At 61.3% G+C, this 22,878-nt stretch carries 18 protein-coding genes and 4 pseudogenes; 17 read left to right on the top strand and 5 right to left on the bottom strand.

What is annotated here, in order from left to right:
• Positions 1–14 precede the first annotated feature (14 nt).
• From tnpA to tnpC, 3 genes are read left to right on the top strand one after another with little or no spacing between them, the layout of a single operon-like run.
• Positions 15–422 carry an IS66-like element accessory protein TnpA gene (gene tnpA, locus OKW28_RS10185; RefSeq protein WP_429444462.1) on the top strand — a complete coding sequence of 136 codons (408 nt, stop codon included), beginning with the start codon at positions 15–17 and terminating at the stop codon, positions 420–422.
• Positions 419–763 carry an IS66 family insertion sequence element accessory protein TnpB gene (gene tnpB, locus OKW28_RS10180; protein ID WP_429444458.1) on the top strand — a complete coding sequence of 115 codons (345 nt, stop codon included), beginning with the start codon at positions 419–421 and terminating at the stop codon, positions 761–763. Before tnpA ends, tnpB begins: the two co-directional genes overlap by 4 nt.
• Positions 764–793: 30 nt before the next feature.
• Entirely contained in the window at positions 794–2,347 is a 1,554-nt protein-coding gene (tnpC, locus tag OKW28_RS10175; protein WP_429444456.1) for an IS66 family transposase, read from the top strand.
• Between the two features lie 141 nt (positions 2,348–2,488).
• Here tnpC and OKW28_RS10170 read toward each other — a convergent pair whose 3' ends face one another.
• Entirely contained in the window at positions 2,489–3,934 is a 1,446-nt protein-coding gene (locus OKW28_RS10170; protein WP_429446908.1) for an ISNCY family transposase, read from the bottom strand.
• 569 nt (positions 3,935–4,503) lie between these two features.
• On the opposite strand from OKW28_RS10170, the pseudogene OKW28_RS10165 reads away from it, so the two are divergent.
• Positions 4,504–4,722, top strand: a pseudogene (locus tag OKW28_RS10165) (RND transporter); the annotation flags it as partial.
• 25 nt (positions 4,723–4,747) lie between these two features.
• Here OKW28_RS10165 and OKW28_RS10160 read toward each other — a convergent pair.
• A pseudogene (locus OKW28_RS10160) lies at positions 4,748–5,053 on the bottom strand (ATP-binding protein); the annotation flags it as partial.
• Positions 5,054–5,600: 547 nt separating this feature from the next.
• Between OKW28_RS10160 and OKW28_RS10155 the strand changes: the two are divergent.
• Positions 5,601–5,897, top strand: coding sequence for a hypothetical protein (locus OKW28_RS10155; protein ID WP_429445206.1), 297 nt, complete (start codon positions 5,601–5,603; stop codon positions 5,895–5,897).
• A gap of 507 nt (positions 5,898–6,404) precedes the next feature.
• Positions 6,405–6,568, top strand: a pseudogene (locus tag OKW28_RS10150) (IS6 family transposase); the annotation flags it as partial.
• A gap of 114 nt (positions 6,569–6,682) precedes the next feature.
• Here the strand turns inward: OKW28_RS10150 and OKW28_RS10145 are convergent.
• Positions 6,683–7,306, bottom strand: a complete 624-nt coding sequence (locus tag OKW28_RS10145) for a TetR/AcrR family transcriptional regulator (RefSeq protein ID WP_429445204.1) — start codon at positions 7,304–7,306, stop codon at positions 6,683–6,685.
• A 198-nt stretch (positions 7,307–7,504) separates the two neighbouring features.
• On the opposite strand from OKW28_RS10145, the gene OKW28_RS10140 reads away from it, so the two are divergent.
• The 7 genes from OKW28_RS10140 to OKW28_RS10110 are packed head-to-tail and all read left to right on the top strand — an operon-like array spanning position 7,505 to position 15,605.
• Positions 7,505–8,464, top strand: coding sequence for a LysR family transcriptional regulator (locus OKW28_RS10140; RefSeq protein WP_429445203.1), 960 nt, complete (start codon positions 7,505–7,507; stop codon positions 8,462–8,464).
• A 58-nt stretch (positions 8,465–8,522) separates the two neighbouring features.
• Entirely contained in the window at positions 8,523–9,089 is a 567-nt protein-coding gene (locus OKW28_RS10135) for a paraquat-inducible protein A (protein ID WP_429445201.1), read from the top strand.
• Entirely contained in the window at positions 9,086–9,709 is a 624-nt protein-coding gene (locus tag OKW28_RS10130) for a paraquat-inducible protein A (RefSeq protein WP_429445198.1), read from the top strand. The genes OKW28_RS10135 and OKW28_RS10130 overlap by 4 nt, the downstream gene beginning before the upstream one ends.
• Complete coding sequence (locus OKW28_RS10125) at positions 9,706–11,367, top strand: intermembrane transport protein PqiB (protein WP_429445196.1); 1,662 nt, start codon at positions 9,706–9,708, stop codon at positions 11,365–11,367. Before OKW28_RS10130 ends, OKW28_RS10125 begins: the two co-directional genes overlap by 4 nt.
• Entirely contained in the window at positions 11,364–11,990 is a 627-nt protein-coding gene (locus OKW28_RS10120; protein ID WP_429445194.1) for a PqiC family protein, read from the top strand. The genes OKW28_RS10125 and OKW28_RS10120 overlap by 4 nt, the downstream gene beginning before the upstream one ends.
• A 48-nt stretch (positions 11,991–12,038) precedes the next feature.
• A complete protein-coding gene (locus tag OKW28_RS10115) occupies positions 12,039–14,531 on the top strand; it encodes a DUF3772 domain-containing protein (RefSeq protein WP_429445192.1) in 2,493 nt (830 codons plus the stop codon).
• Positions 14,532–14,582: 51 nt separating this feature from the next.
• On the top strand, positions 14,583–15,605 hold the full coding sequence (locus OKW28_RS10110) for an IS30 family transposase (RefSeq protein ID WP_429445190.1): 1,023 nt from the start codon (positions 14,583–14,585) through the stop codon (positions 15,603–15,605).
• 254 nt (positions 15,606–15,859) lie between these two features.
• Here OKW28_RS10110 and OKW28_RS10105 read toward each other — a convergent pair.
• Positions 15,860–17,227 (bottom strand): annotated as a pseudogene (locus tag OKW28_RS10105) (IS3 family transposase); the annotation flags it as partial.
• Between the two features lie 76 nt (positions 17,228–17,303).
• Between OKW28_RS10105 and OKW28_RS10100 the strand changes: the two are divergent.
• The 3 genes from OKW28_RS10100 to OKW28_RS10090 all read left to right on the top strand — a co-directional run bounded on the left by OKW28_RS10100 (position 17,304) and on the right by OKW28_RS10090 (position 20,056).
• The gene (locus OKW28_RS10100) at positions 17,304–18,281 is read left to right on the top strand and encodes an IS5 family transposase (protein ID WP_429445188.1); all 978 of its coding nucleotides are present in this window, start codon (positions 17,304–17,306) and stop codon (positions 18,279–18,281) included.
• A gap of 286 nt (positions 18,282–18,567) precedes the next feature.
• The gene (locus OKW28_RS10095) at positions 18,568–19,521 is read left to right on the top strand and encodes an IS5 family transposase (protein WP_429445187.1); all 954 of its coding nucleotides are present in this window, start codon (positions 18,568–18,570) and stop codon (positions 19,519–19,521) included.
• 322 nt (positions 19,522–19,843) lie between these two features.
• On the top strand, positions 19,844–20,056 hold the full coding sequence (locus OKW28_RS10090) for a hypothetical protein (protein ID WP_429445186.1): 213 nt from the start codon (positions 19,844–19,846) through the stop codon (positions 20,054–20,056).
• 204 nt (positions 20,057–20,260) lie between these two features.
• Here the strand turns inward: OKW28_RS10090 and OKW28_RS10085 are convergent, their stop codons facing one another.
• Positions 20,261–21,769 (bottom strand): integrase catalytic domain-containing protein, encoded by a 1,509-nt coding sequence (locus tag OKW28_RS10085; protein ID WP_429445184.1) that lies wholly within the window; start codon positions 21,767–21,769, stop codon positions 20,261–20,263.
• Positions 21,770–21,890: 121 nt separating this feature from the next.
• Here OKW28_RS10085 and OKW28_RS10080 point away from each other — a divergent pair, with 121 nt between their 5' ends.
• Positions 21,891–22,853: a site-specific integrase gene (locus OKW28_RS10080; protein WP_429445182.1), complete on the top strand. Its 963-nt coding sequence runs from the start codon at positions 21,891–21,893 to the stop codon at positions 22,851–22,853.
• Positions 22,854–22,878: the final 25 nt, after the last annotated feature.

Genomic DNA, 22,878 nt, shown 5'->3' with positions numbered 1-22,878 from the left:
TGGCGGGAACCAAAGTGGCCGACATAGTAGATGGCAAGAACGAAGCGCCCGGTAGGCGCCCGAACTTTCCGCGCGAATTCAAGCGACAGCTGGTCGAACAGACCTTCGAACCGGGAGCTTCCGTATCGCTGGTCGCGCGTCGCAACGACATTAACACCAACCTGCTGTTCAGATGGCGTCGCCAATATCTTCAAGGCGTATTCGGAGCACCACATCCGGCGCATGTGCAACAGCAGTCAGAGGTTGACGTTGCACCGTTTCTTCCGGTGAGCGTTGTCGCCGAAACCGAGACATCGATGTCCATGCGCGAGGCTGTGTCGGAGAACGTCTGCGAGATCGAATTTGACCGTGCACGCCTGCGCATCCGCGGCAACGTGTCGCCTGATATGCTGCGGTTACTGGTACGAGAACTGTCCCGATGATCGGGCTGCCGGCGGGCACCCGCATCTGGATTGCGGCTGGCGTCACCGACATGCGTTCCGGATTTCAGGGCCTGGCGGCGAAGGTGCAAACTGCACTGGAGGAGAATCCGTTCGACGGGAACGTCTTCATCTTCCGGGGCAGGCGCGGTGACCTCATCAAAATCCTGTGGGCCACGGAGGACGGGCTATGGCTCCTGGCGAAGCGGCTTGAGCGAGGGCGGTTTGTCTGGCCGCAGGCCGACGGCGGTAAGGTCCATCTGACACAGGCACAACTCTCGATGCTACTCGAGGGCATTGACTGGCGGCAGCCGCGTCGAACCGCGGCGCTATCGGTGTTGTAAACGCTTCGGGGCACGCGTAAACTCCGGCGCATGACCGATGATGCCCGTCTTCCGGATGACGTCGATGCGCTTAAGGCCTTGCTGCTGGAGGCTCGTGCCCAGCTTGCCGAGCGCGATATCGAGATCGAACAGCTCAAGGCCCAGATCGACAAACTCAAACGGGTGCAGTTTGGCCGCAAGTCCGAGCAGCTGGACCGGCAGATCGAGCGGCTCGAAACGGAACTGGATGAGCTGAGCGGTGGGCGCGGTGTCGCGGATGTTCGCCGCGACCGCACATCGGGCACAAGTGTGCCCGCCGGCGCAGCAGCCTCGAAGGAGGCGTTGCCGCCCCATCTGCCGCGTGAAGAGCGCGTGCTCGAACCCGATCCGAGCTGCCCGAACTGCGGCAACACCATGCGGCCACTCGGCGAGGACGTGTCCGAGCAGCTTGCCCGTGTCGCCGCCATGTTCAAGGTGATTCGCACGATCCGCCGCAAGGCGGTCTGCACCTGCTGCAATCACATCTCGCAGCCGCCGATGCCGGGCTTGCCAATTGAGCGCAGCATCGCGCATCCGGGCCTGCTTGCTGACATCCTCGTTTCGAAGTTCGCTGATCATCAACCGCTGTACCGGCAGTCGGCAATTGCCGCGCGTGACGGCGTTAAGCTCGACCCCGCCAGCATGGGGCGCTGGGTCGGCCAGTGCGAGGCTTTGTGCGAGCCGTTGACCGAAGCGCTGCGCGTCTACACGATGGCAACGTTCAAGCTGCACGCGGACGACACGCCGATCCCGGTGCTTGCACCGGGCAACAAAAAGACGCGCACGGGTCGCCTGTGGGTGTACGTTCGCGACGACAGCCGTTCGGGCTCGACGGACCCGGCCGCAGTCTGGTTTGCCTACTCGCCCGACCGAAAGGGGATACATCCGCAGACTCATCTGGCCGGATTCAAGGGCGTCCTGCAGGCCGACGCCTACGGTGGTTTCGACGAGCTGTATGCAGGCGGCAAGATTCGTGAGGCGGCTTGCTGGGATCACGCGAGACGGTACATATACGACGTTCATGTCCGCACGCCGACTGAGTCGACAAGGCACGTACTCGAGCTGATCGGCGAACTCTACGACATTGAGGCTGATATCCGGGGCGAGCCCGCCGCCGAACGATTGCGCGTACGGCAGGAGAGAAGCCTCGCGGTGCTCGCGACCATCAAGGCGTGGATGACGGACAAGATCGCGACCCTGTCGGCAAAATCCGAGTTGGCCAAGGCGATACGCTACTCGCTCAATCAATGGAACGCACTCGTTCTGTACTGCGAAGACGGTCGTATTGAGATCAGCAACGCTCTCGCCGAAAACGCTCTGCGCTGTGTAAGTCTGGGGAGGAAAAACTTCCTGTTTGCAGGCTCCGACAGTGGAGGCGAACGGGCCGCTGCCATGTACGGTCTGATCGGCTCGTGCAAACTGAATGACATCAACCCCCGTGCATATCTGGAATACATCCTGACTCACATCGCGGACCACAAAATCAGTCGCATCGACGAACTGCTGCCCTGGAACATGGTCGGCAAGTTGCCCACGCAATCCACTCCGCCGTCAGCGACAACCTGATCGCCGCAACGTCTCCTGCCGGTATCCGCGAGGTATCGATCAACGCGTTACCGATAGCGTGCCACATGCGCGCGACACATCACGAACGGCCGACGCGAGGCGCTTACGTTGATACTGAGTTCTTTCGTGCATCGCAACACCTTATACGAAACAGGTGTTGCACTTCAGATTTGAGGCCGCCGGGCTTTTAAGCACCGAGCCAACCCGCATTCCGGCAGTTCCCAGAATCGCTTCATTCAGCTCCTCCCACGTCAGCTCGCGCTGCTTGCGGGTGCCCACCTTGCGCTCCTTCGGCCGCGGCGCTTCGCCCTGGTTGGTCCTCGATGGCGAGCCCGACGCCCGCCTGTCATCACGCTGTGCCTGAATGACCTGCGCCATCTGCAGTGTGTGCCCGAGCCGCTTGTTATCGACCACCGCCGCCTGATCGATTTCCGAGAGCCGGTCGTATGGCGCACAGGGCAGGGCAGCACCATTCACCCGGATTTCGATGCGTCCGTCCGGGTATTCGAACACATCCAGATAACGGTGAATCAGACTACGGTTCGCCACCGTATCCTCCAGCAGATAGATCACACGGTCATATTGCACCGTCAACACCTTCGACACGCGCCGCGGCACACGAACGGTCAGGATCAGATCAAGATCGTCGTCGGCACGCAGCGGCCGGTGTGCATCGAATGTGCTCCGCGGCATCTTGCCAAACCGACCGTTAAAGTCAGCGATGAAGTGGGGCGCATAAGCATTGGCGGCCTCCTTCGTGCTGATGCCGCGTAGCCGCAGTTCCTTCACAAGACGATCCTGCAACGTCAGGTTCGCGCGCTCGACGCGCCCCTTCGCCTGGCTGCTGTTGGCGCAGAACGTATCCACATTGAGCTCGTACAGCGCGCGGCCAAACTGCGTCACACCCTTGCCAGGCGTCACCGAATGGCTGTTGCAATGGAAGACGCTGGCCTTGTCGCTGTACAGCGCCACCGGCTTGCCATGCTGTTTAAGGTACGCGCGCATCGCCTCGAAGTAGCTGAAGGTCGATTCGGTCGCCGCAAAGTGCAGTGCCATCAGCCGGCCTGTTGCATCGTCGATGAACACCAGCAGCGTGCACGCCGGCGCGCGGTCCTCGAACCACCGGTGATCACTGCCGTCGATCTGCACCAGTTCGCCCAGGCATGCCCGCCGGTTTCTCGGCTGGTGAAGCTTCGGCGGCCGCTGCTTGCGCGGAATCCACAGGCCCGCATCGCGCATCCAGCGTCGCACGGTTTCCTTCGCCAGCACCACACCATGACATTCGGCCAGCTTCTCGCAGGCCAGCGTTGGCCCAAAATCCGCGTAGCGTTCACGCACCAGCGCCATAGCCCGCGCCCGCAGATCAACCGGCAGTTCGCGATTGCTGGGCTGTCCACGCCGCGCCGACACGAGCCCGGCCGGTCCAGCGGACTCGTAGCGTCGCACCAGCCGGCTGATCTGACGCTCACATAGTTGCAGCCGTTCAGCCGCCAGTACGATCGTCAGGCGATGCTGGACGACCGCCTCGATGATCTTCACGCGCTCGAGTTCGTGCATGCTGATCGTGATGAATCCACGTCCGTTCATGGTCTGGCTCCGGGCTGGCTGTGATGCGCAGCATGCGCCACAGCCAGCCCGGAGCAGGAAACCGGACATTTCTAATGAGCCAGAACCGGACATTTCTAAAAAGCTCTGACAGTCGAAATTATGCTCATTTCCTTTATGTCAACTCGACTTCGAGCGTTTCTCGCGAGAACGCGTACTCCACGTCATGATGGCCGTCCGATAAAAGGAAGACGACCGGGAAGTTCACCGCATGACACGATCAGCCATGTCAGTTTGCGCAATGTGCACAAGCAGCGTGAGTGCGGCGCGACTCTCTTGATTTGCGCACTTCGCAACGACTTCGAGCTCGACGACGATGCTGGTCGTCGACGGGCTCGGCATCGGGTGCGTTAAAAACCTTGAGGTATCGGCATTTAGGCTGTTCGTTGCCCATGGCGCGCCCGGTGCTTCAGGGCCTCTGTGCAACGACACCGGCGAGACTATGCAACGGAGCGTGCTCGCCGCCGACGACCCCTCCGCCGTCTCGATCAACGTGATCGAGACGCGCAAGCCGATCCGGCTGTCTTTTCCTATCGGGCTACGCCGGCCGCACCACGGCCGCGGATCTCTCCTTGCGGCTCACGACGAACCGCTTCAAGGCGGGCGCGGTCAGCTATCTCGACGTGGTGACCGCGCAGACGATTGCGCTGACGAATCGCCGGATCGCGGATCAGAGCGCCGAGCGGCGGTTGGAGTCTAGTGTGTTGTTGCTGAAAGCGCTCGGGGGCACGTGGGGCAGTGAAGCCAGAAGCACGGCGGGGCCGGTTTAGGCCCGCTGGACACACTCACACAAGCCCGCGGGAACATCAGCACGAACCGCGTGCTGCGCGCATCGCTTTGCGCATGCACCGAGCCGCCGTGCAGTTCCATGATCATGCGCACGATGGCGAGCCCGAGCCCGGTCGATCCGATGGACCCGGCGGACCCGGTGGGCCCTTTTGACAGCGCCGATGACGGCAGCGAACTGCGCGACGGATCGATCCGATAGAAGCGATCGAAAATCCGTTCGAGATTCCCGGCGGAAATCGGCTGCCCCTGGTTCTCCACACTGACGCGCACGACCTCTGCGGACGCGCTCGCGTCCAGCACGATCTCGCCGCCCTACACCGGCCGCGCCACGCAGTCACCAATCCACTCGTCGGTCTGAGGCGGAGCCTCGTTAGAGGTATGGCTGTCTCATACCATCGTATGACTGGCTTAGGGTAACGGCTCCGGCTACATCGCCGCCAAGACTCGGAGCCCCCTTGCTGGATGCCCAGAGGCATTCAAACGTATGAGCGCGCTATGCCAACGTTGGACTGCAGCGACCGTTCGTACAATGGTTTTATTTGGGTCGTCCATCTATCCTGATTCCATGGACCTTGTGATTTCAATTAAGTGGTGGCGCCATGTTCAACGTTCTGCATAACTTGATTTATATCGGTAGCAACGCGTACGACGAGTACACGTTCGTCCCTTGGCTGGGTAAGAACGTGTACCGCCGGGCCGTTGACCTTAGCCGCATCTGCATTCCGTGAGGCCACAATGAGCACGAACGCAAGAGATTTGGTCGAGCTGCGTCGAGCTGATCCGACCTCGCCAGAACTGCGACGGATGGCCGCGAACTTCATCGCCGTCAGCGTCGGAGATCAGCGCGAGGGCTGCTGACATGAACGAACTCGAATGGCGCTCCCGACCGATGCAGGTCCGTGTCTTGGATCGCTGCGACGAATGCGGCGAGTTGAAGGAAGGCGTCCAGAAGCGCATGAGCTATTTTTGGCCAGAGACTACAGCCGTTTGCTGTGCGAAGTGCTTCGCCGAAATCACCGGCGGATGCAGCGGATTTGCAGCCTGCCACGGGTCCACAAGCGCTCGCACATTCGCGACGCAGACTGAGCACCAAACTGCACTTGGTGCTGAATTCGGCAGGCCGGCCTTTGCATTTGGACCATTCGTGAAAATGTGAACAGAGCCTGGCATGCGCGACCTTTGCCGTCCCAGCGACCGTGGTGCCGACCTTGGGTGCTGAGTGTCCTGAGGGGAGGCACATCTGAAACTCGCTGCAGCTCGCCCAACATTTCAACGAGCCCGGCAGCTCAAGCGTAAACGACGCCTTGGGACCGGCTGCTTAGTGTGCGCTCCACCGTCTGACCACAGGAGGTCCAACATGAGATTTGACGCCGCCACTTTTCGGCAACTGCGCCCTCTTGCTCCGGTCCACGATGACGTACTCAATGCAGGAGAGGTCGAGCACGCAGATCAAGCCGTGATCCTACTCGCACTTGCTCAACTGTGCTCGCAGTTGTTCGGCGCGTACCACTGCCAATACCCTGCCGAGACAGCGCAAGCGCGCCCTCGACACCGTCGAGTCTCAGTAACACTCTCCCCAGACTGTTCGACGGCTTGTAGGGTTTTGTCGCATTAGCGCGGAAACACTGAAATGTCGGCCTGAGGAAAACGCATTGATCCCACGATGAAAAAGACACTGACGCCGCAAACGACCCTGCCCCAGGGATTGCCAAGCTTTTGCAGCGGCTGCACTATCCGCTTGATGTGATCCTGATGTGCGTGCGTTGGTACGTGGCCTATGTGCTGAGGCTGCGAAATCTGGAAGAAATGATGACTGAGCGTGGCATCTCCGACATCGAGGCAAGCGGCGTGCGGGTCACCTGAATACGACTCCCGACCATGATCCTGACTTCCTATCAGCGCCAGATCCTCGTCTGGAGCGCCATCGCCGCTGCCCGATCATCAATGCCTGGTTTGTGCTGGGTCCGTGGGTCCGTAGGCGGCCAGGAACACGTCGACCGCTCTCTGGACGACCTTCGCGATGTTGCGGGGGCTGGTATCGGCCGGCACGCCAAACAGGCAAAGCTCCATCAACTCCGCTTCATACAGCGTGCGCAGATGCGCTGTCGCGATGGCTGCGTTACAGCTGCGCAGCTGCCCGGTGTCAATCAATTGCTGCAGGAAGACAGCCACCGTTTGCCAGCCGAGCTTCGGCCCGCGCTCATAGAACAGGGCGCCGACTTTCGACCGGCCGCCTTCGCGATGCGCGAGACGGCGTACCGCGAGCAGTTGCGGTTTCAGCACCGCAACCAGATAGTGCGTGCCGAAGCTCGTCAGTGCATCGCGAACCGGCGCCGAGGTCTTGAGCAGTTCGAACCCCGCCCGGACTTCCTCCTGCGCGGCGGCAGTCATGAACTCAGTGAACATCTCTTCCTTCGACTCGAAATAGCTGTACAGCGTGGCTTTGGACCCGCCTGCCCGTGCCGCGATCTCGGACATCGACGCCTGCTCGAACCCCACCTCACTGAACACCTCGAACGCGGCGTCAACAATCGCCTGCCGCTTTGCTTCCGTTTTCCCCCTCATCCCGGGCTCTCCTTTTGTTTATGCGATCGATCGACGACGCCGCCGGCGGCGACGCACCTGACCGAGCTTCCATCTTTACAGGTTTGGACTTTAACATAACTAAACTGTATGGTTTATTTACGTTGACAGCAACAGTGTGTTTTCACTATACTGAACCGTATGGTTTCAATTTAGATATACTTTGGATTGCGAACACTTATGGACCACCTCGAAACGCTGCGGACTTTTTGTACCGTCGTCGAAATGCAGAGCTTTACGCACGCCGCGCATGCGTTGGGCATCTCAAAGGCAGTCGTCTCGCGCGCGATAACGGGGCTCGAAACCAGGCTCGGTGTGCGTCTTTTTCAGCGCACGAGCCGACACCTCGCACTCACTGAATCCGGGGAGGAGTTCTACGCCGGCTGCTCGCGCGTGGTGGCTGAACTGGACCTGCTCGAGGCCGGTACCGGGGAGCGCGCACGGGCGCCTGCGGGGGTACTGCGGCTCGTCGCCCACACCACCGCGGCGCTGATAGAGTTGCCACCGCTGATCGCCGGGTTCCGTGCCCGCTACCCAGCCGTGCAGCTCGAATTGACGCTGGCGGAACGACCAGTCGATCTGATCAGGGAAGCCTTCGATCTCGGCATCGTGCTGCCGTTCATGCTCACGAGCGAGCTCACGATCACCCGTGCGTTGTGTCGCCTGCCCCTCGCCGTGGTGGGCTCGCCCAGCTATCTGCAGGGGCGCCAGCTACCGCAAAGGCCTATCGACCTTGCCGCATTCCGCTTCGTCACAATACTTGCGTCGATCAGCGAACCACAACTGCGGTTCCGGCGCGGTGGCGAACAGATCGCCGTGCCACTGGAATACGACGTGTCGAGCAACAACGCCGCGTTGAACAAGGAACTGGTGATGAGCGGTGCTGGTCTCGGCGCGTTGCCTCTTACGATGATCGGCAATGAGCTGGACGATGGCCGGCTGGTACGACTGCTGCCCGACTTCGAGCTCATGAGCGGGGACGCCGAACTCAGGCTCGCATATCGCGAAAGGGGCCTGATGACGGCGAAGGTCCGGGCGTTCATCGACTATGCGACGTCGTACTTCGACGCGCGCGCGGCTCAGATGGGCCACGTCCAACAGCAGCGGACGGTGGCCGGCGGCAGTGGCAGGCCGTCCTGATTGCTGGATGCTCATGCAAACCTTCCCTACTCTCGTCGTCTGCGAGCATTGTGACAGCGTGTACCGCCGCCGCGCGCTGGCCACGCGCGAGGTGGCGCGCTGCGGGCAATGTTCGGCGGTCCTGTATCGCGCGAGCCAGCTCGATGTCGATCGGTGGCTCGCGCTAACCGTCGCCGCAGCCATCGTCTTCGTGATCGCCAACGTCTGCCCGGTGATCCGGATCTCCCTGCAGGGCCTGCACAGCGAGACGACGCTCTGGCAGTCCGCGGCAGCGCTGGCGCACGGCGCGGTTGCACCGATTGCGCTCGCCACTGCGATGATGATTGTCGTGGTACCGCTTCTGCAGATCGCGCTGCTCGGCTGGGTACTGGCATTTGCCCGCGCCGCACGCCGGGCGCCGGGTTTCGCATGGAGCATGAGGCTGCTTGCGATGCTGCGCCCGTGGAGCATCGTCGAGGTCGGCGTACTTGGCATGCTCGTGGCGATCATCAAACTTTCCAGCTTCGTGCAGGTGGCAGCTGGTCCCGGCATCTGGGCCACGGCAACGCTGATGGTGCTGATCCCAATGATCGCCAGTCGCGATGTCCACTTGCTGTGGGCATGGACCGACGCGGAGACAGCATGAAGCCACCTCCTCGCGCGGGACAACTCGGCCTGATTGCCTGCCATGGATGCGGACTGGTTTGCGCACATATGCCGCGCGTGGACGGACACGCCCAATGCCCGCGCTGCAGACGAGCCCTGCATCGGCGGCGCCCGGACAGCATCGCACGGTCGTGGGCGTTCCTGATCGCTTCCCTGATTTTCTACATCCCCGCCAATGTGCTGCCGGTCATGCACACGAGCCTTCTGGGACACGGCAGCGACAGCACGATTCTCTACGGCGTCGTGGAGTTCTGGAAAGCAGGGTCCTGGGGCATTGCGTCGGTGATCTTTATTGCAAGCGTAGTCGTGCCGTGCGCCAAGTTCCTGATCCTCAGCATGCTGCTCGCGACCACGCAACGTCGCAGTCGCTGGGCAATGAGCGAGCGTGCCCGTTTGTACCGGCTCGTCGAAGCGGTCGGCTACTGGTCGATGCTCGACGTGATGGTGGTGGCAATCGTCTGCGCGCTGGTCAGCTTCCAGGCGCTGTCCGACAGCGAGCCGCGCATCGGCATTCTCTTTTTCGGCCTCGTGGTGATTCTCACCATGCTCTGCGCCATGAACTTCGATCCCCGACTCATCTGGGACGCTGAGGAAACATGAATCCTGTATCAAACAAGCCGCTACCCGAACCCCGAGATCCTCGCGTCACCCGTAGCCGCTGGCGGGTATCGCCCGTCTGGCTCGTGCCGCTCGTCGCCGCGCTGATCGGGCTGTCGATGGTGATCCACGCGTGGCTCTCGGCCGGCCCGGAAATCACCATCTCGTTCAGGACCGCTGCGGGGCTGGAGGCCGGCAAGACCCCTGTCAAATACAAGGACGTGACGGTCGGAACCGTATCTACGGTCGCGCTCAGCGACGATGGCTCGCACGTGGTCGCCTCGGTTTCGCTTGCCAGGAGCGCGCGGAGCCTGGCGCGCGCGGACAGCCGCTTCTGGGTCGTCCGGCCTCGTTTGGGCATGACCGGTGTCTCGGGTATGGACACGCTGCTGTCGGGCGCCTATATCGGCGTGGACACCGGCACCTCGGAGGTCGCGCGCACAGCGTTCACGGGGCTGGAGACGCCTCCCGCCGTCATCAGTGGGACGCCGGGAACGAGTTTCACGATTCATGCGGACGACCTCGGTTCGCTCGACATCGGCTCGCCCGTTTACTACCGGCGCATTCAGGTCGGCCGCGTCGCGTCGTATGGGCTCGACGCCGATGGCCACGGCGTCAGCGTACAGATCTTCGTCGATGCACCGTATGACCGGTTTGTCACGGCGGACACCCGCTTCTGGAATGCGAGCGGGGTCGACCTCTCGCTGGGTGCTGACGGTTTCAAGCTCAAGACGCAATCCGTGGCCACGATCGTTGGCGGCGGAATTGCGTTCGCCACGCCCGTCGGCAGCACGAGCGCCGGCCCAGGCGGCAGCCGGTTCATTCTGGCGAAAGATGAAGAGACCGCGATGGCGCCGCCAGACGGTCCGGCCCAGTACATCGAGTTGCGCTTCGCACAGTCGCTGCGCGGCCTGTCCAGGGGCGCTCCCGTGGTGTTTTCGGGAATCAACTTCGGGCGCGTGGTTTCCATGAAACTCGATTACGACCCGGCCACGCAGCGTTTTCCCATGATCGTCGGCATCGAGGTCTATCCGCAGCGGCTCGGACCGGTGCTCGACAAGCTGCCCAAAATAAATGGCGATATCGAAAAGGTAGCGCAATTCCTGTCCACCATGGTCGCGCACGGTCTGCGCGGACAGGCGCGCTCCGGCAATCTGCTGACCGGACAGCTCTATATTTCGCTCGAGTTCGTACCGAACGCCCCGAAGGTCTCATACGACGTCGACGCGCGACCGCTTACGCTACCGACCGCGAGCGGGGGCTTCGACCAGTTGCAGGAGCAGATAGCAAGCATCGTCGGCAAGATCGACAAGATGCCGCTCGACTCGATCGCACGCCATCTCGACACGGGTCTGGCGGACCTCGACAGCACCCTGAAGCAGATCAACGGCCAGGTGCTGCCGGCGACCACGCGGACCCTTGAGCAGGCTCGCCAGACCTTCGGCGCCGCGCAGGGCATGCTGGCCGAAGACGGGCCGCTCCAGGAAAACCTGGGCCAGACGCTGCAGGAAGTGCAGCGCACTGCCCGCTCGCTGCGCACGCTCACTGATCTGCTCGGCCGCCATCCGGAAGCGCTGCTGCGCGGCCATGCAGCGGACCGTTCAGCCGTGGCCCCGGTCACCGCGGCCAGCCCCTCCGCTTCACAGGAGTCCAAACAATGAGTTTTTCAGCCCGCGCCAGCCTGCGCGCAGTCACGCTCACCGTCGCGCTGGCCCTGAGCGCCTGCTCGTCCGCGCCGGTGCACTACTACACGCTGGTTTCCCCGGCAGCACAGCCCGCTTCCGCCCAGCCAGCCGCGCCGTTCGCGATCGACGTGCTGCCAGTGGGCGTTCCCGCCGAGCTCGACCAGCAGGCGATGGTCGTACGGCAGGGCGACAGCGGCGTTGCGGTGCTCGACGACGAGCGCTGGGTCGCACCGCTGGGCGATCAACTGCGCGCCGCGCTATCCACCGAACTGGTGCGCCGCCTGGGCACCCAGGACGTGGCCGGTCTCACCCGGCCGATCAATCAACCGGTGCTGGGCATCAGGCTGCAGATCCGGCGCCTCGACGCCTGGCCGGGGCACGCGGTGCAGCTCGAGGCTGACTGGAGCCTCGGTTTCGCGCAGGACCCCAACGGTGTCCGCCTGAGCTGCCATACGCAGCTGCAGCAGGCGGCGCCGGGTGGTTACGCGGACCTGGTGCGCGCGCAGCAACTCGCCATTGCGAGCCTGGCCGGCCGCATCACGGAGGATGCGCGAGGCTGGGCGCAGTCGCGACAGCGTGGCTGCACGCCACAGGCCTGAGCCATCACACCCCATACGCAATTACGTGCCCTTGCCGGGTCCACCATCATGCGCAAAGTACCGGACTTCGTCTTTCGTCTCGCCCTGCTGGCGTTATTCAGCCTGATTCTCCCGACAGTCTGGGCAGCCACTCCGTCGGAGTTCATCGCAATTGCGCCTCTGGCATCGCCTGGCGATGGCACTGACACCCTGGCAATTCTGGGGGAGCTGCAGACTCAACAGGACCAGATCAAGCAGCGGGCATCGACGGCGACAAGTGACGCGCAATTCGTCGAGCTGCAGACAGCAATCCAGCAGCTTTCAGCCCGGGTGGACAACCTCCTGGCTACGTCATTGGTGCCCGGGCGCGCGAAATTGCAGGCCCAGCTTGACGTGCTCGGTCCTGCGCCGGCTCCGGGCACCAGTGTCGAGACGCCCGCGGTCGCGGAGCAGCGCCTCGCTATGGCGGAACAGCGGGCGCGGCTCAACGCCGAGATCGGACAGGCGGAAAACATCAGGGAGAACCTGCCGAACCTGACTACCCAGATTGGCCGGCTGCACAATGACCATCTTAAGAACCAGCTCGCTTTTCGCTCCGGCAGCATTCTAGGCCCTGCGTTCTGGGCACCGCTCTTACAGACCGAACCGACCGACCTTGACCGGCTGAAGGCATTCATTTCGCTGCTTACCGGTCAACTGCAGTCGGCGTGGCAACCCGGCGAGCGATTCACGATTGGACTGATGCTGCTGCTCGCGCTCGGAACATGGACAGCAGGCGCCCATCTGCTCGAACGGGCACTGGTATGGTTCTGCCTGCACCGCCTTCCCGAGGGCCGTTTGCGACGCAGCGCAATCGCGCTGTCGACCACGCTCACCAGCGTGGCGGCCGCTGCATGCGCGGTCCGGCTCATCTATCTTGCCCTGACTCATCAGCAGCCACTAAACGCCAACCTGCGGGATTTCGCCAGCGAACTGACTACGCTTGCCCTGACCTGCGCAATGATCGCGGGACTGGGCCGGGCGCTGCTGTGCAGTGACCGACCCTCGTGGCGCCTGACGGTCATGGCCGATCCGGTGGCGCGCGCCATCGAGCCATTCCCCAGGATACTTGCCGCCCTGCTCATGCTCTCAGGCACGGTGGAGCAGTTCAACAGAACAGTCGATACCAGTGTGCAGATGACGCTGCTCGGACGCGGAGTGGTCTCGCTGGTGGTCGCACTGACCATCGGCGCCGCTCTGCTGCGGGCAAACCGCGTGCGTAATGCGCTGGCCGCCGCAGGAGAACCGCCGGAGGTCCGTTCGACCGTCGCCGGGTTGATCCACGCCGGTGTCACCATTGCCGTCGTGGGCGCGCTGTTTTCGCTGCTTACCGGCTACATTTCGGTTGCTCGATTCCTGACCTATGAACTCGTCTGGTTCGACCTCGTCCTGTGCAGCTTCTACCTGCTGAGCAGGCTCACCGAGGACATCTGCGAAAACCTCTTCTCGGCGCACCATGCCAGCGGCAAAACCATCAAGCAGCTATTCGGGCTGGACGACATCCACCTCGAACAGGCTTCGACGGTGATGTCCGCGGTGGGCCGCAGCCTGCTGCTGGCGATCGCGGTCATCGCGCTGCTGACCGGCGGCTTCGGCACCACGCCCGCCGGCCTGGCTAGCACCATCCTCGAGATCGTCGGCGGCAACCGGCTGCGCAGGCTGCACATCGTTCCCGAACACATTGTCAACGCGGTTCTCACGCTGGGTGTTGGCCTGTACCTGCTCCGGTCCGTGCGCAAATGGCTGGATCAGGAGTTACTGCCGAAAACCGGTATGAGCGTCGGCATGCGAGCCACACTGCTCGCGCTATTCGTCAACACGGGCCGGGTGCTTGTCACGCTGCTGACGCTGTCGATACTGGGTGTGCGGTGGACCAGCCTCGCATGGATCGTCAGCGCGCTGTCGGTCGGCATCGGCTTCGGGCTTCAGGAAATCGTCAAGAATTTCATCTCCGGGCTGATCCTGCTGACCGAGCGCCCGGTCAAGGTCGGGGATATCGTCAGTATTGCGGGCGTCGAGGGCGACATCCGCCGCATCAACGTTCGCGCTACCGAAATCCAGCTCGCCGACCGGTCCACGGTCATCGTCCCGAATTCCCACCTGATCTCGCAAAACGTGCGCAACGTGACGATGGGAAACCGGACCCAGGGTGTCACGACCCTCACGCTCACCTTCCCGTTGAACATCGATCCCGAACAGGTGCGCAATCTGCTGCTCGCGGCGTACGAAGCGCACCCGTCGATACTGGACCATCCGGCACCGTCGGTCATGTTCAGTCAGCTCGCCGCCGACGGCATCACATTGAGTGTCACCGGCTATGTTCGCAGCCCAAGAATAGCAGGCGATACGAGGAGCGACCTGCTGTTCGACATTCTCAAGCGGTTGCGTGCAGCGGCCATTACGTTGGCAACCCCGCAGACTGTGATTATTCGAGATCCGCGGGAAGCTGACACTTTTGTCCATGACCTCTCTCCTGACCGGAAAGGCGTTGTCCGCACGGGAGGCGCACATGTGAACGTATAGGTGGCGGCCTCAAATCTGAAGTGCAACACCTGTTTCGTATAAGGTGTTGCGATGCACGAAAGAACTCAGTATCAACAACTTCAGCCTGAAGAGCGCCTGATCATTGCAAGTCTGCATCTGCAGGGTTCGAGTATCCGGGCCATGGCCCGGATACTCGGTCGCTCGCCAGCCACCGTTAGCCGTGAACTGGCGCGAAACAGCTTGCCTGCTGGCTACGCGTCCGTGTCGGCTGAAGCGCTCAGTGCCGCACGCCGCAGCGCGGGTCGCCGCCCCCCAAAGCTTTGCCTGCAAAGCGTCTGCTGGCGCATCGTTCTCACTCTGCTCGAGTGGAAATGGTCACCTCAGCAGATATCGGGCACACTGAAGCGTATGTATCCGACCGACCCGACCCAGCAGGTTTCGCACGAAACCATCTACACGGCTATCTACGCCCAGCCGCGCGGCGAACTGCGCCGTCAGCTCATTGCGTGCTTGCGCCATGGCCACAGCACGCGCATGCCGCGTACACGGGGCACAGACCGGCGCGGACAGATTCCCGACATGGTCAGTATTCATGTGCGGCCGCCCGAAATCGAAGACCGACTGCTGCCTGGGCGCTGGGAAGGCGACTTCATCAAGGGTGCCGGCAACCAGTCCTCGGTAGGCGTGCTGGTCGAACGGACCAGCCGTCTGGTGCTGCTTGCCAGGATGGAAGATGCCACCGCCGCTTCAGCGCTGGCCGGCTTCTCCGCCAAACTCAATTCGATTGTCGCGCCATTACGGCAGAGCTTCACCTACGACCAGGGCAAAGAAATGTCGCGGCATCAAGAACTCACCGCCGCAACCGGCGTGAAGGTGTACTTCTGCGACCCGCACAGTCCCTGGCAACGCGGCACTTGCGAAAACACCAACGGGCTGCTGCGCCAGTATCTGCCCAAAGGCACGGACCTTTCGGTCTACAGTCAGGACGAACTTGACGCTATCGCCGACAGTCTGAACAGCCGACCTCGTGCAACTCATGCCTTCCATTCGCCGTTCGAGGTCTTCGCCGCGACCCTTGCTTCAGCAAGTCAACCTCAAGGCTCTAAACATTAAACCCGCTGTTGCGCTTCACTCTTGAAACCGCCGGTAGAAAGATCCTCGCGGCTACATGTGGACAAGGAGCCAGTCGGCGCGGGGCCAAGATGCTCAGCCGCGAAGTTGCTGACGCCGTGGTTGCCGCCCTCGAACATCCACAGCTCTCCTTTGGGCATCTCGCTGGCGGTCCGCCGACCGTGCCGGCCGGCGTCCAGCAACGCGTCCGCTGTCCCGAAGGGGGGTGCGGCGGAAATCCTGGACTCGTTTATTGGTTATGCTGCAAGCCCAAGGCTCTGACGGTATTCGAGAGGGCTGAGTGAGCCAAGCGAGATTTTAATCCGCTTTTCGTTATACCAGCGGATGTAGGAATCAACTGCCGCAATGAATTGGTCCATGGTTGTAGCCTGCCAGGCCCGAGGATAGAACAGTTCGGTTTTCAACCGGCCGAAAAAGCCTTCGCAGGCCGCATTGTCAGGCGAGCATCCTTTGCGCGACATCGAGCGGATGAGCTTCGCATTGCGGATACGTGAGAGCCGCCCTGGCCAGCGATAGTGGGCACCGCGATCAGAACGAATGACTGGCCGATCGTTGGTGTTGGCCACCTTCTCGATGGCGGCGTCCAGCATGGTGTTCACAAGCTCGGCATCCGGACGCGTGCCGATTGACCAGCTGATGACCAGTCCATCGAAGCAGTCGATGACGGGTGACAGATATACCTTGCCGGCCGGGATCTGAAACTCCGTAATGTCGGTGAGCCACTTCTGATTCGGGGCTGCCGCCTGGAAGTCGCGATTGATGAGGTTCTCCGGCGCAGGGCTGATTTCTCCCAGGTAAGAGCCGTAGCGACGCCGCCTCGTGGTGGCAGCGGCCAGGCGCTCCTGCTTCATCAGACGCCGCACGACTTTCTCCGAGATGAAGACCTGCTGCCGACCGAGAGCCGCCCGAATCCGACGATATCCGTAGCAACGATGATTGAGCTCGAAGATGCTCGTGATGGTACGACGCACGTCAGCAAACTTGTCAGACACCCGCAGTCGTGCGCGGTGGTAAAAGTAGGAACTGCGGGCAAGCCCCAATACGGCGAACAGTTCTGGCAGCGCATAGATTTGTCTCAGGGCATCAACCAGCATCGTCTTCTCCCGGTTGCTCAGGAGTTGCGGGTCGACGCCCAGGCCTTTTTTTAACAGTTCATGTGCCTTCTTCAGGATGTCGTGTTCGAGTTGCAACTGCCGTATTTCGCGTCGAAGCGATTCGACCTGCCGCTCCAGTTCTGCCCGCTCAGGGGTCGATGCTGGATTCTTGGGGCGTTTCATGGATGCCGGAACCTCACGACCGAGTAGCTTGTTTTTCCAGTTGTATAGCGTCGGCCTGCTCACGCCTATCTTTTGGGCAACCACGCTTGCACTTTCGTCTCTGGTGCACAGTTCGATGACTGCCGCCTGCTTCACCTCGCGGGGTTTCGGAACGCACCCAGCTTTGCCGACAATGCGCTTCACGGTTCCCGGGCGCAGTTCTTCAACCCACGCTACAAGCGTTCCTCGCCCCGGGTATCCCAAAGCCCTCAAGGTTTCAGCAGCACAACAATCATGGTTTAGATAGTGATCGACAGCCGCCTCCTTCTGTTCGAGTGAATACTTAGGGCAACACTGATTAAGTCCACCAATCTGGCACGTCAAGCGTTATAGAGATCGGATTAAACGAGGAAGGCAGAACAGGATGAAACAGCAGACGCTGGCGATGGCAGCCGATCAAGGTGCGGGTTTCGAGACCCACCGCAAACGCACGCGGCGCGACGAGTTTCTCGACACGATGAATGCGATCGTGCCATGGTCGCAGTTGTGCGCGGTGATCGAGCCGCATTATCCGAAGCGCGGCAATGGCCGCCCGCCAATTGGTCTGGAGCGCATGCTGTGGATCCACTTCGTGCAGCACTGGTTCAATCTGGCCGACTTCGCTTGCGAAGAGGCCCTCTACGACAGCGCCAGCCTGCGTCGCTTTGCCGGAATTGACCTGGGTTGCGAAGGTGTGCCCGATGCGACGACGCTGCTCAAATTCCGGCGCCTGCTGGAGACGCACAAACTGGGCGAGCAATTGTTTGCCGAAGTCGGCCGGGTCCTTCAGGCCAGCGGCATGAAGCTCAAAAGCGGCACCATCGTGGACGCGACGATCATCGGCGCGCCGAGCTCGACGAAGAATGAGCAGAAGGCGCGCGACCCCGAGATGCATCAGACCCGCAAGGGTCGCCAATGGTATTTCGGCGCCAAGCTGCACATCGGTGTGGACAGCCAGAGCGGCCTGGCGCACAGCGCGGTGCTCACGCCCGCCAATGTGCATGACAAGCATCCACTGCCGCAATTGCTGCACGGGCAGGAGCGGCGCGTCTACGGCGACAGCGCCTATGCGAGCCAGAAGGCACTGATCCACAGCAAGGCGCCCAGGGCGCGCGACTATACCAATCAGCGCACGCGCCGTGCGGGCGGCGAAGTCGACGAGGTGCAGCGCGGCAAGAACCGCAACAAGTCGAAGATCCGGGCGCGAGTCGAACACGTCTTCGCGGTTGTGAAGCGCCTGTGGGGATTTACCAAGGTGCGCTATCGAGGGCTGGCAAAGAACGCCAACCGGGCGTTCGTCGCGCTCGCACTGGCGAACGTCTACCTGTCGCGCAAGAAACTGATGGCACCGGTACGCCCATAGTGGGCGAAAGGCGGGCAAAGTGCCCGCCCAACAGGCCTGCGAGGGCCGAAAAGCAAGGGCTTAAGCTCGGCCTCATCACTTGGCGAAGTTCAAATCGCTGACACGTCGCCGATTTACCCGCTTGTTCAGCTTTGCCTTAGGCCTCGAACGTACATAGCCGCTCCGCACATCATGACATTGTTCGTATTCGCGATGCCAGGACTTAAGGAAAGTCTGCAAAAGCCCTGGCTTTGCGTTGCTGCTGAGCTATCCTGGAAACAGAGCGAATTAGATGAGGAGCAACGTGATGACGCAGCTTGGTCTTGGTCTGGATCTGTCAACGAAGCGCACGCGCAAGCGGGAATTTCTCGATGAGATGCGACGCGTCGTGCCCTGGCTGAAGCTGATTGCGCTGATCGAGCCGCACTATCCCACGGGCAAGACCGGTCGGCCACCGTTCCCGATTGCAACGATGCTACAGATTCATTTCATGCAGCAATGGTTCGGTCTGTCAGACCCTGCTATGGAAGAGGCACTCTATGACGTGCCGCTTTATCGCCAGTTCGCGGGTCTCGACGGCGAGATGGTCCGCTTGCCGGATGAAAGCACAATTCTCCGGTTCCGCCATCTGCTGGAAACGCACGGGCTGGCGATGCAAATGCTGGCGCTGGTCAATGAAATCCTGACGGCGCAAGGCCTGATGCTTAAGGCCGGGTCGGCAGTCGACGCCACCCTGATTGCCGCACCCAGTTCGACAAAGAACGACTCCAAAACGCGCGATCCGGAAATGCAATCCACGCAGAAAGGTGGCAACTGGTACTTCGGGATGAAAATGCATATCGGCGTGGACGCCGACTCGGGCCTGGTCCATACGGTCGTTGGGACCGCGGCCAACGTTCACGACATCACCGTAGCCCAGGCGCTGCTGCATGGTGAAGAAACGGATGTGTACGCGGACGCCGGATATCAGGGGATCGAACAGCGTTGTGAGACTGACGCGGTTCGGTGGCATGTTGCAATGCGACCGGCAAAGCGCAGGAAACTGGATCTGAGTGATTCATTGGACGCGATCTACGATCAGATCGAACGCCTGAAAGCGGGTATTCGGGCCAAGGTCGAACACCCGTTTCGTATCCTCAAGCGGCAGTTCGGTTACATGAAGACCCGCTATCGCGGTTTGATGAAGAACACTGCCCAGATCACTACGCTGTTTGCTTTGGGCAATTTATGGATGGCGCGTAGAGCTTTGCGCAAAGCTTGAAACAGCGGGCCAATAACGGCCATATGTCTGGCTGGAACGCTCCGGCGCACGGAAAAATCCTGCAATCCACGCATCAACACAGATCTGAACGCCGAGGCTGCGCTCAATGTGAAAGGCAACGCTTCAAATGCGGGTTTTGCAGACCTTCCTTAAGCGAGTTCTTTGTCGGGTATCCCAGCCGTCGAATGGTCGCCGCTAAGCGTTTTCCCAGTTTGATGTAAAGCCGAACCGCTCGAATGCGGTCTTCGCACGAGTACATGAACTACCTCCAGGTAGTCCAAGTTTTCCGCCGCACCTCCTTCTGGGGAAATTACGGGCGGCATTGACACTACATGACTTCCGGCATCGCTTCGCAGTTGAAGTGCTGACACATTGGTATCAGTCGGGACAGGACGCATGGCGCATGTTGCCGGTGCTGTCGACCTATCTTGGGCACATCTACGTGGCCGGCACATACTGGTATCTGAGCGGCTCGCCCGAATTGATGGCACAAGCGATGGCTCGCCTGGAACGCCGTTGGGGAGAGTCATCATGACGATGGAACCCAGCTTCGCCAGCTTACTGGAGAAGTTCTTCATCCAGCGCCTGTAGATTGTCAATTACGATGGCCGCCCGTGTTGCCTCACGAAGGAATGTTACTCGGCGGATTGTTGTCGTTTTCGCTTTCTTTTTTTTCTTCTTTCGTGGTTTGCCGGGCGCGGAGCGCGCGGCCCCCGGCGACTTTCAACTTTTGCGCAACTTACACTTCGGCTGGCGCATCAGCGGACTTTCGCAGGCCGCCCAGAATAAGTTCTTTTACGCGCTCTGCGCGCCACGCCTTGACCCGACGCTGTAGCGTTCTTAGTTGTGCCTGACTTGCGTACGCTTCTGGAAACATCGCGGCCAACCGATCCATCAATACGTTGGCCGGCACCGAGGGCTCTGCAATCAGCCATCCTTCGATTAGCGGCCACGCGTCGGCGAACGGATCCACCCGACTTCTCCACCAGTGCTTTGCCTTGGGTTGTTTTCGGTGCGTTGGACGTGTCTCACCTTCCTTCCATGCGGAAGAAAGGCCTGCGAGGAAGACGGCGACGTCTGAGTCGCCCGCCGGCGCGGCTTCAGCACGCACGCCGTGGGCCGCGAACTCGCTCAATGTTTGCTGTGCCGTTCGCATCTCCTGCAGCAGCCGCACAGGATCAAGGCCTTTGAACTGTGCCTTCAGCTTTTCCTTGATAGCGGGTTCAACGCTGTCGTGTGCCAGAAGCCGATCGCACGGCGTCGCCGGCGCTAGATAGACCTTGTGTACGCGCGCACCGTCACGCGTCTTGGACTTCAGCTTGAACGAAGGCTGGAAGAAGTTAATGTATAGCCGTGATGACGCGTACAGCTGCGCCAGCGCGTTCCTGGCATCGACACTGCTCAGCCGGCCATAACCGACCAGCCGCCGCACGACGGCGCCGTTCTTCTGCTCCACCCAGGCCTGATCGTTCTTCTTGTAGGCCCTCGAGCGCGTCTGCACAAGACCGCGGCCCTTGCAGTAGTCGAGGACGCTTTGGTTCATGAACGCACTGTCATTATCCGAGTCCACTCCAAGCATCGCGAATGGCAGATCGGCAGCCGCTTTCTCAAATCCTTCAATCACCAACATCTGGTTGCGTACCCGCATGGCCACACATTCTGTCCAGCCGCTGGCGATATCAGTCAGCGTGAGGGTGTGGACGAACTCACCGTCTATCTTCGAACCGCCGCAGTGTTCGACCATGTCGATCTCGAAGAAGCCCGGTGGTGGATCGCGCCAGTCGGCGAAGGTACGCACTGGAATGCTGCGCCGGATGGCCGAGCCCACCCCCGTGCGCCGTTTGCGCTGCCCATCAATGTGCGCACGCGCATTGGCCAGCATGCGATCGATGGTCGCCGCGCTGACCTGAAGGAGTTTGGCCTTGACGACCGGATCCAGGTCGAGATGACCATGCCGCTCCATGGCATCAACCAGCTTCGGGATCAACGCCTTCAGTCGCTTGCCGCAAACCCTGTCGGCTGCTTCCCAGAGCACCGTCAGCGCCTGGCGTACCGCTTCGTCGTATAGCCGGTTGCGCTCGCGTGTCCCCTTTGCCGCGCCGGGTTCTTCCCGTAGCAGCCGAATGGCGTGCTTGCGGTGATACCCGGTCAGAGCCACGAACTCATCGAGAATCCTGATCCGGTCACCGAACGTCGCGCTGCCATACCGCAATTGCAATGCTGCCACCAACTCCTTGCGTGTCGTCATGCTGATTTGCCTCGTCACCTCGTGCCGCTCCCGCCGGACAATCCGACGGGTAGCAAACTACGTGAGGCAACAGGTCAGCGCGAGTTGCAATTCCGATGAGTCAATGCGCCGGCCAAGGTAATTGTCGTTCTCTAAGCGCCTGATGCACCAGCGTCAAGCCAGCGTTCACGCAATTGCTTCGTACCGCGACACATTCCGGTTGCTGCTGGAGTTTGTACAGCGAAGCCTGCATAAAGCGCCATCAACTCTGGCCCTGGAAGACATTGACGCGCCGCTGGTCATGGACTTCCTCGATGAACAGGAGCAGGTGCGCGGCGTCACAGCTCGAACGCGAAACCTGCGTCTGACTGCAGTGCATTCGTTCTTCCGGTATGCGGCCTTCGAGATGCCGTCACACGCTGCGCACATCCAGCGAGTGCTGGCCATCCCGGCTAAACGGTTTAGCCGCGCATTGGTCCCCTTCCTGCGCCGACAGGAGGTCGATGCATTGCTGGCCGCGCCTGACCAACACACCTGGTCAGGTCGTCGCGATCACGCCCTGTTGCTGCTCGCGGTTCAGACGGGGTTGCGCCTGTCTGAGCTGACCGGCCTTCGGCGCGAGGACCTGCACATTGGCGCTGGTGCACATGTCCGCGTGTTCGGCAAGGGGCGCAAGGAGCGTTGCACGCCGTTGAGCAAGAACACTCGTGCCGTCTTGGCCGCGTGGGTTCAGGAGCCGCCGCGGGCCGCGAATCAGCCACTGTTCCCAAATGCACGTGGGGGCCGGCTGAGCGCACACGGCATGCACTACCTGCTTCGCAAGTATGTCGGGGCGGCAGCAGACAGATGCCCTTCGCTAAAGAACAAGCGCGTCAGCCCGCATGTGTTGCGACATACGACAGCGATGGATCTGCTGCAAGAAGGCGTCGAACCCTCGGTGATCGCACTGTGGCTCGGTCACGAATCGGTGGAAACAACACAGGTCTACCTCGACGCTAACCTCACGTTGAAACAGGAGGTCCTAGATCGGACGACGCCCCCCAACGGCAAGCCGGGACGGTATCGGCCGGATGACCGATTGCTGGCGTTTCTGAAGGGCCTGTAGGTCCGGACTATATCCCGCGCTGCGC

The organism is Paraburkholderia sp. 40, assembly GCF_050434105.1.
In the GTDB taxonomy this organism is placed as follows: domain Bacteria; phylum Pseudomonadota; class Gammaproteobacteria; order Burkholderiales; family Burkholderiaceae; genus Paraburkholderia; species Paraburkholderia tuberum.
The sequence above is the reverse complement of the archived record's forward strand: the minus strand, read 5'-3'. Positions and strand labels throughout refer to the sequence as shown.

Excerpts from the sequence above, each read along its gene's own strand:
- tnpB (WP_429444458.1), top strand. The coding sequence starts at position 419 with ATGATCGGGCTGCCGGCGGGCACCCGCATCTGGATTGCGGCTGGCGTC.
- tnpC (WP_429444456.1), top strand. The coding sequence starts at position 794 with ATGACCGATGATGCCCGTCTTCCGGATGACGTCGATGCGCTTAAGGCC.
- OKW28_RS10170 (WP_429446908.1), bottom strand. The coding sequence starts at position 3,934 with ATGAACGGACGTGGATTCATCACGATCAGCATGCACGAACTCGAGCGC.
- OKW28_RS10155 (WP_429445206.1), top strand. The coding sequence starts at position 5,601 with ATGAACGAACTCGAATGGCGCTCCCGACCGATGCAGGTCCGTGTCTTG.
- OKW28_RS10145 (WP_429445204.1), bottom strand. The coding sequence starts at position 7,306 with ATGAGGGGGAAAACGGAAGCAAAGCGGCAGGCGATTGTTGACGCCGCG.
- OKW28_RS10140 (WP_429445203.1), top strand. The coding sequence starts at position 7,505 with ATGGACCACCTCGAAACGCTGCGGACTTTTTGTACCGTCGTCGAAATG.
- OKW28_RS10130 (WP_429445198.1), top strand. The coding sequence starts at position 9,086 with ATGAAGCCACCTCCTCGCGCGGGACAACTCGGCCTGATTGCCTGCCAT.
- OKW28_RS10125 (WP_429445196.1), top strand. The coding sequence starts at position 9,706 with ATGAATCCTGTATCAAACAAGCCGCTACCCGAACCCCGAGATCCTCGC.
- OKW28_RS10120 (WP_429445194.1), top strand. The coding sequence starts at position 11,364 with ATGAGTTTTTCAGCCCGCGCCAGCCTGCGCGCAGTCACGCTCACCGTC.
- OKW28_RS10115 (WP_429445192.1), top strand. The coding sequence starts at position 12,039 with ATGCGCAAAGTACCGGACTTCGTCTTTCGTCTCGCCCTGCTGGCGTTA.
- OKW28_RS10110 (WP_429445190.1), top strand. The coding sequence starts at position 14,583 with ATGCACGAAAGAACTCAGTATCAACAACTTCAGCCTGAAGAGCGCCTG.
- OKW28_RS10100 (WP_429445188.1), top strand. The coding sequence starts at position 17,304 with ATGAAACAGCAGACGCTGGCGATGGCAGCCGATCAAGGTGCGGGTTTC.
- OKW28_RS10095 (WP_429445187.1), top strand. The coding sequence starts at position 18,568 with ATGACGCAGCTTGGTCTTGGTCTGGATCTGTCAACGAAGCGCACGCGC.
- OKW28_RS10085 (WP_429445184.1), bottom strand. The coding sequence starts at position 21,769 with ATGACGACACGCAAGGAGTTGGTGGCAGCATTGCAATTGCGGTATGGC.